Origin of the sequence: Flavobacterium sandaracinum, assembly GCF_004349135.1 — a bacterium.
Lineage (GTDB): Bacteria > Bacteroidota > Bacteroidia > Flavobacteriales > Flavobacteriaceae > Flavobacterium > Flavobacterium sandaracinum.
Genome location: NZ_SMFN01000007.1, coordinates 1 through 13,600, shown reverse-complemented (window position 1 = coordinate 13,600; position 13,600 = coordinate 1). Strand labels below are relative to the sequence as shown.

Here is a 13,600-nt window from a genome sequence, read left to right as displayed (position 1 = left end):
CTTAAAGATTAAGCGTTTCCTTTTGCTTTTTTGATAACTGCTTCCGAAATATTCGAAGGAGTTTCAGCGTAATGTGAAAATTCCATTGTTGATGTTGCACGACCTGAAGATAAAGTTCTTAAAGTAGTTACATAACCAAACATTTCTGATAATGGCACATCAGCCTTGATAGTTTTAGCACCATTTCTATCACCCATGTCATTTACCTGACCTCTACGACGGTTGATATCACCTACGATATCTCCCATGTTTTCTTCTGGTGTAATAACTTCCATTTTCATGATAGGCTCAAGAATAACAGCACCTGCAGCACGACCTGACTCTCTGTAACCCATTCTAGCAGCTAACTCAAAAGAAAGCGCGTCTGAATCGACAGGGTGAAAAGATCCGTCTAATAAAGTCACTTTCAAACTATCTACTTGGTATCCTGCTAAAGGACCAGTTTTCATAGCTTCTCTGAAACCTTTTTCAACTGAAGGGATATATTCTTTAGGAACGTTACCCCCTTTTACTGCATTGATAAATTGCAATCCAACTGGAGCTTTACCGTCAACTAAATCTGCTGGTTCGATTCTAAATACGATATCACCGAATTTACCACGACCACCTGATTGTTTCTTGTACGTTTCTCTATGTTGAGCAGACTTAGTAAATGCTTCTTTATATTCAACTTGAGGCTCACCTTGGTTAACTTCAACTTTAAATTCACGTTTCATTCTATCAACAAGGATATCTAAGTGAAGCTCACCCATCCCTGAGATAATAGTTTGTCCCGAAGCCTCATCAGTTCTAACGGTAAACGTTGGATCCTCTTCCGCTAATTTAGCCAAAGCCATCCCCATTTTATCAACGTCAGCTTTAGTTTTAGGCTCAATTGCAATACCGATTACCGGCGCAGGAAATTTCATTGACTCAAGAATAATTGGGTGTTTTTCATCACACAATGTATCTCCAGTTTTAATATCCTTAAACCCAACCGCTGCTCCAATATCACCTGCCTCGATGTACTCGATTGGGTTTTGCTTGTTAGCATGCATTTGGTATATACGCGAGATTCTTTCTTTGTTTCCTGAACGTGTGTTCAAAACATATGAACCTGCATCTAAACGTCCTGAATAAGCACGGAAGAAAGCTAAACGACCTACGAAGGGATCAGTAGCAATTTTAAATGCTAAAGCAGCGAACGGCTCTTTAACATCTGGCTTACGCAAAATTTTAGTTTGATCTTCTTCTAATAATTCAGCATCATCAGGATGGATCCCTTCGATACCTTCTTTATCCATTGGAGATGGTAGGTATTTACATACTGCATCTAACATGAATTGAACTCCTTTGTTTTTGAAGGAAGAACCAGCAATCATAGGAATGATAGCCATGTCCATAGTAGCAGCTCTTAATGCAATATTGATTTCTTCCTCTGTAATAGAGTCTTCATCTTCCATGAATTTTTCTAACAAATTTTCATCATAATCAGCAACTGCTTCTATAAGAATCGATCTGTATTCTTTCACTTCTGCAACCATATCCTCAGGGATAGGTACAATATCATATGTCGCTCCAAGACCTTCTTCATGCCACACTATCGCTTGATTTTTCACTAAATCAACCACCCCTTTGAAGTCGTTTTCCTCACCAATAGGTAAAGTAATAGCAACTGCATTAGATTTCAACATGTCTCTAACTTGCTGACAAACCATCAAAAAGTTAGAACCTTGGCGGTCCATTTTGTTTACGAATCCGATACGCGGTACTCTGTATTGATCAGCAAGTCTCCAGTTTGTTTCTGATTGTGGCTCAACACCATCAACAGCACTAAACAAGAAAACCAACCCATCAAGTACACGTAATGAACGATTTACTTCAACAGTAAAATCAACGTGTCCTGGGGTATCAATAATATTAAAGTGATACGGTAAGGTATCAGGTAAAACTTTACCTTGCTCAGTTGGGAAATTCCATTCACAAGTTGTAGCAGCAGAAGTAATTGTAATACCTCTTTCTTGCTCTTGCGCCATCCAGTCCATAGTTGCAGCACCATCATGCACTTCACCTATCTTGTGAGACTTTCCAGTATAGAATAATATACGCTCTGTTGTTGTTGTTTTACCAGCATCAATATGAGCAGCAATTCCTATGTTTCTTGTATATTTTAAATCTCTAGCCATTTCTTATGAATTAAAATCTAAAGTGAGAGAACGCTTTGTTAGCTTCTGCCATTTTGTGAGTATCCATTCTTTTCTTCACAGCTGCTCCTTCTTCTTTAGCCGCAGCTAAACATTCTGAAGCTAACCTTTGAGCCATAGATTTTTCGTTTCTTCTTCTAGAATAAAGAATTAACCATTTCATCGCCATAGAAATTTTTCTATCTGGACGAATTTGCATTGGAATTTGGAATGTAGCTCCACCTACTCTACGACTACGCACTTCTACGTGAGGCATAACATTAGTTAATGCATCTTTCCAAATCTCTAATGACGGTTTCTCCGCATCTTGTTTTTTAGACTCAATGATGTCAATTGCATCATAAAATACTTTAAACGCTGTCGATTTTTTTCCATCCCACATTAAGTTGTTCACAAAACGTGTTACCAGTTGGTCATTAAACCTTGGATCTGGTAAAAGTGGTCTTTTCTTTGCCGCTCTTTTTCTCATGTCTTTTTTTTAATAAAAGGTCATACTTATAAAGCTGTAACGAATCACATCTCTACAAGAAATAACGTTTTAAATTACTTTTTTGCTTCTTTTGGGCGTTTAGCTCCGTACTTAGATCTTCTTTGCGTTCTTCCTGCTACTCCTGACGTATCAAGTGCACCACGAACGATGTGATATCTAACTCCTGGTAAATCTTTTACCCTTCCACCCCTAACTAATACTATCGAGTGCTCTTGTAAATTGTGTCCTTCACCAGGGATGTAAGCATTCACTTCATTACCATTTGTCAAACGTACACGCGCTACTTTACGCATTGCAGAGTTTGGTTTTTTTGGTGTTGTAGTGTAAACACGCGTACAAACCCCTCTTCTTTGAGGACAAGAATCTAAAGCAACCGATTTACTCTTCTTAGTTATCTGAGTTCTTCCTGTTCTTACTAATTGTTGAATTGTTGGCATAATTAATACTAAAAATTTCTTATTATATTAAATTCCCGCTTTTTACGGGGTTGCAAATGTAGAAAATATTTTTTACTCTACAAACGTTAATCTATTAATTTTTTTACGAACTAATAATTTGTTCTTTAAAGGAATAAAGAATTACTTAAATTAAAATAAGGATACGAATTCAGGACTATTTCAGCGACAAATTCAATACCATTGTTTTACACTTTGATTTTTATAACAAACCATAGATATTTGCATTATATTTATTAAAACAAATACTCCTTTGAAACGTTTCCTTATTTTTCTTTTATTTTTGATTTTTGGGTGGCACTCTTCCGCTCAAAATTTTCAATTAAAAATAATTGGGCAATCCGACTCTGAATCCAAAACCATCGATTCATTGGGTTACAACTCCAAACATCAAAATACAAAAGAACTTCAAGAGGAAATAAATAAATTTTCAATAAGATTAATAAAGATCGGCTATATTGACAATAACATGCTTGAATTTTCTAAAGCAAAAGATTCCTCCTTTATAGCAAAAATCAATATAGGAGAAAAAGTAAAATCCATCTCTATATACTTAGGAGATGCCAAACAATTAAACAACTTAATCACACGAAGTAAAAAAAATGATAGTATTGAAGTACCCTACTCAGAAATAGATTTATTCTTAGAGCAAACCTTACAGAAACTAGAGCAAAATGGCTTTTCACTAGCAAAATTAAAACTAGTAAACATTACAAGAGATAAAAGTGCTCTTTCCGCTACCCTACAAGTGGAAACAGATCAAAAAAGGATTTTAAACTCAATTACAATTCGGTATGCCGAAAACGGACGTGCAAATAAATTCCCAAAGGGTCATTTAACACAAATTAACAAAAAATATCAAAAAATAATTTTCAATCAAAAAGTGGTTGAACAAATTAATACTGATTTCGAAAAATATAATTTTGTAAATCAATTAAAATACCCAGAAATTTTATTTACTAAGGACAGCACAAAAGTATATGTATATTTAGAAAAAAGAAATTCAAATACTTTTGATGGCTTCCTAGGCTTTGCAAATAATGACAATCAAAAGATCATACTAACTGGATACCTGGACATAAATCTACAAAACATCCTGGGTTCTGGAGAGCAACTTTCTATCTATTGGAAAAGCGACGGCAACGATCAAAAAACGTTTAAAGCTAGCCTTGAACTTCCATATCTATTCCAAACACCTATAGGACTAAAAGCACAACTACAAGTCTTTAGACAAGATACTACTTTTCAAAACACAAAAACCGCAATCGACCTAAGCTATTTTATAAATTATAATTCCCGGATGTACTTGGGATATCACACCACAGAATCAAGCGACATTCAAAATTCAAACAGCACTTCAATCAGTGATTTTAATAATTCGTTTTTAACTTCCAGTTTTGAATATTTAAAATCAGACACAAACAACAACCTATTTCCCATAAAATCAAAATTTCAAACCGCTGTAGGAATTGGTAAAAGAAAAATCACGAATCCAACGGAGGATTCAAAAAATAATCAATTGACTCTTACTGTTCAAGCAATGCACAACATTTATTTAAACAAAAAGAATTCAATTCATCTAAACAGTCAAAACAGCTATCTTAATAGCAACCGTTATGTTGTTAATGAATTGTTCCGTTTTGGAGGATTTAACAGCATAAGAGGCTTTGCAGAGAATAGTCTACAAGCCTACTTAACGACATCATTACTAACAGAATACCGCTATGTTCTAGCTCCAAATCTTTATTTGAATACCATTCTGGATTATGGCTTGGCTAAAAATAAATCCGGTTCAGGAAATTCAGATATTACGGAAAACCTTATTGGCATTGGGTTAGGGATGGGATTACAAACAAAAAACGGATTACTTAAAGTAGCACTAGCCAATGGCAAAACTAAAAAGCAACAATTTGAAATTTATAATAGCATCATCCACATTAGTTATAATGTTAAATTTTAATTTAAGATAAAATTAGCATTTCATATATTAGGAAAGTTAACAAATTATTAAGACGTTTGCGACACTAATTCAAAATATTAAAAAATGAAACTAAAGTTTAATGGATTCTTAGTGCTCTTAGTAGTACTTGTGGCGCAAATAACTTTTGCGCAAGAAAGAACTGTTTCAGGTGTTGTTTCTGATAATGCAGGATTGCCTTTACCAGGCGTGAGTGTATTAGTGAAAGGAACTCAATCTGGAGCACAAACTGATTTTGACGGGAAATATTCCATCAGAGCAACACCAAGTCAAGTCTTGGTATTTAGCTACATTGGGATGAAAACTCAAGAAAAGTTAGCTAATACATCCTCAATAAATATAAAATTGACAGATGATGCAATGCAATTGGAAGGGCTTGTTGTTACAGCTTTAGGTATTAAAAGAGAAAAAAAAGCACTGGGGTACGCAACACAGCAGGTTAGCGGTGAAGAAGTCTCTAATGTAAAAAGCCAGAATTTTGTAAATTCGCTTTCTGGTAAAGTAGCAGGTTTAAACATCAAAACATCTGGAAACTTTGGTGGTTCTACTCAAGTTGTAGTAAGAGGAAATAGCTCTATAACAGGAAATAATCAAGCATTATTTGTAGTTGACGGAGTTCCAATAGATAACGGCAACTCAAATCTTGGCAGCCAGCAAGCTGGTGGAGGTGGTTATGATTACGGAAATGCCGCATCAGATATCAATCCAGATGACATCGAATCTATAAATGTTCTAAAAGGAGCGGCAGCTACTGCACTTTATGGCTCTCGAGCTTCTAAAGGGGTTGTCATGATCGTTACTAAAAAAGGAAAAAAACGAAAAGGTCTTGGCATAACGATCTCTTCTAGTATGACTTTAGGTAATGCTGACAAAGAAACTTTACCTAAATATCAAAATAAATACGGAGCTGGATATGGCCCGTTTTATGGACCAAATGAGGACGCATATTTTAACGAAGCAGACATTAACGGTGATGGTATTGATGATTTGATTACGCCTTTTACAGAGGACGCTTCATATGGTGCTGCTTTTGATCCAAGTTTGATGATATACCAATGGAATTCACTCTATCCACAATTAACAGAAACATACAAAAAAGCAACACCATGGGTAGCTGGGAAAAATAACCCAAATTCCGTTTGGGGAACTAGCAGCACAGCTGTTAACTCTGTTTCATTAGACGGTGGTACAGATACTAGTACTTTCAGATTAGGTTTTACCAATCTGCTTGCGGAGGGTAACTTACCAAATAGTAACCTAAGAAGAAATACAATCACTTTTTCAGGATCTCAAGATCTTTCGGATAAATTAAAAGTATCTACCAGCCTAAATTTTGTAAAAGCGGATGGTAAAGGAAGAAACGGTACTGGTTATTCTGCAGGTAACGTTATGCAACAATTCAGACAATGGAATCAAATGAACGTTGATTTTGGAGAACAAAAAGATGCTTATTTTGCTACAGGCGATAACATTTCTTGGAATCCAAATAGTCCTTCGAACTTAAGACCGATCTATTCTGACAATCCATATTGGACTTTTTATGAGAATTATCAAAATGATACTAGATCAAGATACTTTGGTAACGTTGCCTTAGATCACAAAATAAATGACTGGTTGAGCGTAATGGGAAGATTCTCATTTGATACTTTCGGCGAAATTCAAGAAGAAAGAATCAACGTAGGAAGTGCTGATGTATCTAAATACACTAGACGAAATAGAAATGTTTCTGAATATAATTACGATGCAATGTTAAATTTCAATAAAGATTTAACTGAAAAATTAAATTTAGAAGGAAACATCGGTTTCAATTTAAGAAACAATACTATCAACAGTATCTCTGCTGAGACTAACGGAGGTTTAAATCTAAGAAGCTTATATTCTCTTTCAAATAGTGTGAATCCTATAAATGCTCCTATTGAATATGCTTCAAGTAGTTTAGTTGACGGCGAATACATTAGAGCAAGTTTAGGGTATGATGGTTTTGCTTACTTAGAAGGCTCATTCAGATCTGACCGTTCTTCTACATTACCTAAAGAGAACAACAGATTTAATTATTTTTCAGTATCTGGAAGTTTAATTTTCTCCCAGTTAATAGATCTTCCATGGTTATCATTTGGTAAAGTACGTACTAACTACGCAGAGGTAGGTAGTGACACAAATCCTTATAATGTATTTAATACATTTGACATTGGAACTCCATTCAACGGAACAGGTATTGCATCAAATCCTGGCGCACAAGCTAACCTGAATTTATTACCTGAAAGACAAAATAGTTATGAAGTTGGTTTAGAAATGTCATTTTTAAAGAAACGTGTTGGTTTTGACATATCTTACTACAATAATCAAAACATTAACCAAATAACACCTATACCATTATCTACTTCAACAGGATATTCTCAAGCACTATTGAACGCGGGAACAATTGAAAACAAAGGTATAGAAGTTCAATTGAATGCTACACCTTTTAAAACTGCTGATTTTAAATGGGATTTAAACCTAAACTGGTCACAAAATAAAAGTTTAGTTGTTGAATTATTGAACGGAATTGAAAACTTACAAATAGCTAGTTTACAAGGGGGAATATCAATCAACGCTACGCCAGGTCAACCTTATGGAACAATCAGAGGTAGTGATTTTATTTATGCAGAAAATGGCCAACCTATTGTTAACCAAACGGGGTCAGCAACAAGAATTGGTTCATACCAAAGAACAAGCACAAATAATAGTGTGATTGGTGATATCAATGCTGACTGGAAAGCTGGACTTAACAATAGTTTTACATACAAAAACGTGAATTTAAGTTTCCTAATTGACATGCAAAAAGGTGGAGACGTTTTCTCTCTTGACACATGGTACGGTTATGCTACAGGGATGTATGATTTCTCTGCCGGTACAAACGAACTAGGAAATCCAGTAAGAGATGCAGTCGTAGGAACTCCTGGAAATTACAGTGCTAACTCAGGTGGTATAATATTACCTGGTGTTGCTCCTGATGGAACACCTAATACAGTTAGAGCGAATGCTGACACCTATCAAAACCCTTGGGGTTACGCAAGAGCTCCTAACAAGTTACACGTTTACGATGCTGGGTATATCAAATTACGTGAAGCTAGCTTAACGTATATTTTCAGTGGTAAAACATTGGATAGATTACCTTTTACTAACGCTTCCTTTTCAATCATTGGTAGAAACTTATGGATTATTGACAAAAACACTCCATATGCAGATCCTGAAGCTGGTTTAAGCTCAGGAAACGTTCAGGGCTACCAATCTGGTGCTTATCCTTCTATTAGAGAAATTGGAGCAAGTCTTAAATTACAGTTTTAAAAAATTAAATTATGAAAAAGATAATAATAACAGCGTTATCTATTTTAGCACTTGTATCATGCCAATCTGATGATGCATATGAAGACTTAAATAGAGACCCCAAGAACCCAACTCAGGTTAATGCATCATTTTTATTCAATAGTGCAACTAAGAGTTTAGTGGATCAAATGACAAGTACAAATGTGAACACTAATATCTTCAGGATGTTAGGACAGCACTGGACTGAAACAACGTATGTAGACGAGGCAAATTACGACTTCAACACACGTAACATTACTAATGCTCATTGGTCTGAAATGTACAGAGATGTTATTTTAGATTTAAACACAGCAAAGAACAATACTGAAGCAACTCCTATAAGTCCTACTTTTTCTCAAGAAACTAAGGACTCACGAAAAGCTCAAATAGAAATATTAAGCATTTATGCTTGGGCTAACTTAGTGGAGACTTTTGGAGATATTCCTTATTCTCAATCATTAGATCCTGGTACTTACATTTTACCTAAGTATGATGACGCAGCTACAATTTATGCTGACTTACTTACTCGTTTAAATGCTACAATACCTAAATTATCCAACAGCGGCTTTGGCGCCATAGATCCAATTTATTCTGGAAACGTGGCTTCTTGGAAAAAGTTTGGGAACTCCTTAAAGTTAAGGATGGGTATTCGTATTGTTGATGTTCCTTCACTATCAACTGTAGCGAGGTCGGCAATTACAACTGCTATTGCAGATGGTGTATTGACTTCAAATGCAGATAACGCGTCGTTACAATACGAGAGCGCATCTCCAAATACAAATCCAGTATGGGTAGATCTAGTACAATCTGGAAGATCTGATTTCGTTGTTGCTAATACCTTAGTAGATTTCATGAATAATCTTAGTGATCCGAGAAGAGAAGTTTATTTTAAACAAAATTTAGGTTCAGGAGTTTACAAAGGTGGACCTTACGGAGCAAATAATAGCTTTTTAGCATATACCCAAATTGGAGATATAGTAGCAAATCCAACTAATCCAGCCTCTTTATTAGATTACTCAGAAGTAAACTTTTATTTAGCTGATGCAGCTGAACGTTCTATTTCAGGTACTCCAGCTCTCGCAGCGGAATTCTACAACAAAGGAATAACAGCTTCATTTGAACAATGGGGTGCATCAGGTATTACAAGTTATTTACTTAACCCTAATGTAGCTTATGCAACTGCTCCAGGTTCATGGAGAGTAAAAATAGGTAATCAACTGTGGTTGGCTATGTACAATAGAGGCTTTGAGGCATGGACTGCTTGGAGAACTTACGATATTCCCGGTTTCAACATACCAGCTGTGTCTGAATTACCAGTTCCTACAAGATATACGTATCCTATAAGCGAACAAAATTTAAATAAAACAAACTATACTGAGGCTTCTGCAGCCATAGGAGGTGATGAACAAACTACAAAACTTTTCTGGGACGTAAACTAGAAAATACAGTTAAATCAACTAAAGGCTGCCCTTAAACGGGCGGCCTTTTTATTTAATTAGCTTTCTTAGAAAAAGTAAAGACACAAAACAATCTAAAAGTTTATTCATCTGAGGATCCTTACCTCCTATTTTTATAATTTGTACTGTATTAAAAGATCCCTTTACACTAATGTACAGTATGAAACTAAATCTTTAAAACCATCAGCAAATGCTGATGGTTTTTTTTTATATATTTGCACCATGGAAAAAGAACATCAAATATTTGGCATTAGAGCAATCATTGAAGCCATCCAAGCAGGCGCAACAGTAGATAAAGTCTATATTCAAAAGGAAGCTAGTAGCGAACTTATGAAAGACTTAATGAAAGTAATGAAGCGTGGAAACATCAATTTTTCTTATGTACCGGTTGAAAAACTTAACAGACTTACACCTAATAATCATCAAGGTGCAGTGGCAACCGTATCTCCGATCTCCTTTTTTGATTTAGAATCTTTAATTGAATCTGTTGTTGAAAACGGAAAGAAACCATTATTTTTAATATTAGATCAAATCTCTGACGCTCGCAATTTTGGTGCAATTATTAGAACTGCAGAATGTACCGGAGTAAATGGAATTATTGTTCAAAAAGCAGGTTCAGCGCCCGTAAATGGCGACACCGTTAAAACGTCAGCAGGTGCAGTCTTTAATATTCCTATTTGTAAAGTAGAACACATTAAAGACGCCATTTTTCTGTTACAAGCAAGTGGCATTAAAACTGTCGCTGCAACTGAAAAAACAGACACAACTATATATGACATCTCTTTAAACGAGCCCGTTGCTATTATCATGGGGTCAGAAGATCGTGGTGTAAACCCATCAGTTCTTAAAATTGTAGATGAAAAAGCAAAACTTCCTATGTTTGGAACTATAGGATCTTTGAATGTTTCAGTAGCTTGCGGTGCTTTCTTGTATGAAGCCGTAAGACAAAGAAGTTAATCCCATCCCCGACCCTTCCCAAAGGGAAGGGAGCCAATACTGCTAAATAAAAAAAAGAATCAAGACTGCGGTTTTGATTCTTTTTTTTGATCTGGTACAACGCTATAATTTATAGGAATGTCGGCTGTATAATAGGTAAAAATGGCTTCCTCATTTTCTTGAGGTAAATTTACAAAGTTTCCATTTTCATCAAAACGCTGCATAAATTTATCTGCTGTAGCATCAAAATCAGGATGTTCCCAATCGTATTTAATCACTTTCTTATACTGAGGAGTTTTATAAACTAAAGAAAGAAAAAAACCCGCGAGCAATCCTCCCAAATGTCCTTCCCAAGAAATAGATTTATTTCCAGTAATCTCAGGACTTGGAAAAACATACCAAACCAAGCCTCCATAAACAACTATAACAGCAAGCGACAAAGCTACAAGCCGATTGTACTTCGTTTGTAGGCCTTTAAAAAAAACAAAACTAAACAACACATAAATTAATCCGCTTGCGCCTATATGGTAATTTTCTCTACCAATACTCCAAGTGATACAACCCGAAATTAAAATACCGTATCCAATCACCTTCATTGCTTGCTCTGCGTAAAAAAATTGTAAAGCAGTTAATAAAATCAATAGCGGAATGGAATTGTTGTAAAGATGTTCTATATCGGCATGAATAAATGGACTAAAAAAAATACCTTGTAAACCTGAAAAAGTTCTAGGATAAATCCCGTTTTCGACAAAGTCAAAATCAAATCGGATTTGGAGCCAAAAAACAAACCACAACAACACCACAAAAGAAAGGGGCAATCCAATAACTGAATTCGTAAATTTAAAATGCTTTTCCATGAATAGGTGAGATTTTACATTTTAGTAGTATTTCAAAAACTTATCCAAAAGCAATTTAATGCTATTTTGTCATATTTAAATTAAAAAGACTCTCTAAAGTATAAGTCCCTAGCCCGGATGGAAGCGGCATCCTTTTCTATCTCGTTTTTTAACAAGATAGAAAAGATATAGTGTACAGCCGGAAATAGCTCCGAATAAAAATAGTAATTTTACCAAAGTCATATTTTCGATTGAAGAGTAACGAATTTAGACCCGAGCGCCAGCGAACTGGCGAAGCATTTTAGATTTAAAGTAAAAAATGGAAGCACCACTTGCAGAACGCATACGCCCTCAAAAATTAGAAGACTACATCAGTCAATCCCATTTAATAGGACCTAATGGCTCCTTGACACAACAAATTGCAAAAGGAATTATACCGTCATTAATTTTTTGGGGACCACCAGGAACTGGAAAAACTACATTGGCACAAATAATTGCACAAGAATCCAAACGTCCCTTTTATATTTTGAGTGCGATCAATTCAGGAGTTAAGGATATTAGGGAAGTGATTGAAAAAGCAAAGCAAAGTGGCGGTTTATTCACTGCAAAAAATCCTATTCTTTTCATTGATGAGATTCACCGTTTTAGCAAATCCCAACAGGATTCATTATTGGCTGCTGTCGAAAAAGGTTGGATTACGCTGATAGGCGCTACAACTGAAAACCCAAGCTTTGAAGTGATTCCCGCATTACTTTCCCGCTGTCAGGTTTATGTGTTGAACGCTTTCACTAAAAAAGACCTTGAGTCACTGTTAGACCGTGCCATGAAAACGGATCCGTATTTGTCAACAAAAAACATTAAACTAAACGAGACCGAAGCCCTATTGCGACTTTCCGGTGGCGATGGACGCAAACTGTTAAATATTTTTGAACTTGTTGTAAACGCTTCTAATGACGACGAAGTTCTAATCACTAATGATCGTGTTTTTGCTTTAGTACAACAAAATACTGTTTTGTATGACAAAACTGGAGAACAACATTATGACATTGTTTCTGCTTTTATAAAATCAATTCGAGGCAGCGATCCTAATGGCGCTGTTTACTGGCTAGCGCGAATGATCGAAGGCGGTGAAGATGTAAAATTCATAGCCAGAAGAATGCTTATTCTCAGCAGTGAAGATATAGGAAATGCAAATCCTACTGCCTTTATTATGGCCAATAATACTTTTCAGGCTGTATCCATAATTGGGTATCCAGAAAGCCGAATCCTATTAAGCCAATGTGCGGTTTATCTTGCGACTTCACCCAAAAGTAATGCTTCCTATTTAGCAATTGGGACAGCACAACAATTAGTAAAACAAACCGGAGATCTGCCGGTTCCTATTCACCTGCGCAATGCACCCACAAAATTAATGAAAGAGCTAGGATATGGTGAAGAGTACAAATACGCCCATGATTACACTAATAATTTTGCAGAGCAGGAATTTTTACCTGATGCTATAAGTAAAAAACCTATTTATATTCCTGGAAACAATTCAAGGGAAAACAGCATACGAGAATTTCTGAAAAACCGTTGGAAAAATAAATACGGATATTAAATTCCATAAAAAAAGTCTTGATTATACACTGCCCCCAAAAAGTTAGACACTATTTGGGGGCATTTTTATGGAAAGAAAAGTCAAGTATGAATACACATTTAAGCTTGAATGTGTAGAATTAGTTATCAAACAGCACAATTCCTGTGTATCTGTAGCTAATAAAAAGATGGTTCATAGATCCAGTATTAAGAAATGGGTTAGATTATACAATTATTATGGTGAAGATGGATTAATACCAAGGAAGAACCGTAGTTATAGTGATGCATTTAAATTCAATGTTTTACAATCAATTCAGAAAGATTCTTTGTCATTATTGGATAGTT

General features: G+C 35.5%; 10 protein-coding genes. 6 read left to right on the top strand and 4 right to left on the bottom strand.

The features are described 5' to 3' along the window. Positions 1-8: 8 nt before the first annotated feature. The 3 genes from fusA to rpsL all read right to left on the bottom strand — a co-directional run bounded on the left by fusA (position 9) and on the right by rpsL (position 3,110). A complete protein-coding gene (gene fusA, locus E0F91_RS07355; protein ID WP_132065671.1) occupies positions 9-2,165 on the bottom strand; it encodes an elongation factor G in 2,157 nt (718 codons plus the stop codon). Positions 2,166-2,175: 10 nt separating this feature from the next. Further along, positions 2,176-2,652: a 30S ribosomal protein S7 gene (gene rpsG, locus E0F91_RS07350; protein ID WP_035668130.1), complete on the bottom strand. Its 477-nt coding sequence runs from the start codon at positions 2,650-2,652 to the stop codon at positions 2,176-2,178. Positions 2,653-2,726: 74 nt separating this feature from the next. Beyond that, positions 2,727-3,110, bottom strand: coding sequence for a 30S ribosomal protein S12 (rpsL, locus tag E0F91_RS07345; RefSeq protein ID WP_007136570.1), 384 nt, complete (start codon positions 3,108-3,110; stop codon positions 2,727-2,729). A 271-nt stretch (positions 3,111-3,381) separates the two neighbouring features. On the opposite strand from rpsL, the gene E0F91_RS07340 reads away from it, so the two are divergent. The 4 genes from E0F91_RS07340 to rlmB all read left to right on the top strand — a co-directional run bounded on the left by E0F91_RS07340 (position 3,382) and on the right by rlmB (position 10,865). Next, positions 3,382-5,088 (top strand): BamA/TamA family outer membrane protein, encoded by a 1,707-nt coding sequence (locus E0F91_RS07340; protein WP_132065670.1) that lies wholly within the window; start codon positions 3,382-3,384, stop codon positions 5,086-5,088. An 84-nt stretch (positions 5,089-5,172) separates the two neighbouring features. After that, the gene (locus E0F91_RS07335) at positions 5,173-8,433 is read left to right on the top strand and encodes a SusC/RagA family TonB-linked outer membrane protein (protein WP_132065669.1); all 3,261 of its coding nucleotides are present in this window, start codon (positions 5,173-5,175) and stop codon (positions 8,431-8,433) included. Positions 8,434-8,444: 11 nt separating this feature from the next. After that, positions 8,445-9,890 carry a SusD/RagB family nutrient-binding outer membrane lipoprotein gene (locus E0F91_RS07330; RefSeq protein ID WP_132065668.1) on the top strand — a complete coding sequence of 482 codons (1,446 nt, stop codon included), beginning with the start codon at positions 8,445-8,447 and terminating at the stop codon, positions 9,888-9,890. Positions 9,891-10,130: 240 nt separating this feature from the next. Beyond that, complete coding sequence (gene rlmB, locus E0F91_RS07325) at positions 10,131-10,865, top strand: 23S rRNA (guanosine(2251)-2'-O)-methyltransferase RlmB (protein ID WP_132065667.1); 735 nt, start codon at positions 10,131-10,133, stop codon at positions 10,863-10,865. A gap of 59 nt (positions 10,866-10,924) precedes the next feature. On the opposite strand, the gene E0F91_RS07320 is transcribed toward rlmB, so the two are convergent. Then, complete coding sequence (locus E0F91_RS07320; protein WP_132065666.1) at positions 10,925-11,701, bottom strand: rhomboid family intramembrane serine protease; 777 nt, start codon at positions 11,699-11,701, stop codon at positions 10,925-10,927. A gap of 298 nt (positions 11,702-11,999) precedes the next feature. Here E0F91_RS07320 and E0F91_RS07315 point away from each other — a divergent pair, with 298 nt between their 5' ends. Together E0F91_RS07315 and E0F91_RS18190 are read left to right on the top strand one after the other, a co-directional pair. Beyond that, positions 12,000-13,277 (top strand): replication-associated recombination protein A, encoded by a 1,278-nt coding sequence (locus E0F91_RS07315; RefSeq protein ID WP_132065665.1) that lies wholly within the window; start codon positions 12,000-12,002, stop codon positions 13,275-13,277. Between the two features lie 67 nt (positions 13,278-13,344). Further along, a partial coding sequence (locus tag E0F91_RS18190; RefSeq protein WP_132064941.1) for a helix-turn-helix domain-containing protein occupies positions 13,345-13,600 on the top strand: 256 nt, incomplete at its 3' end.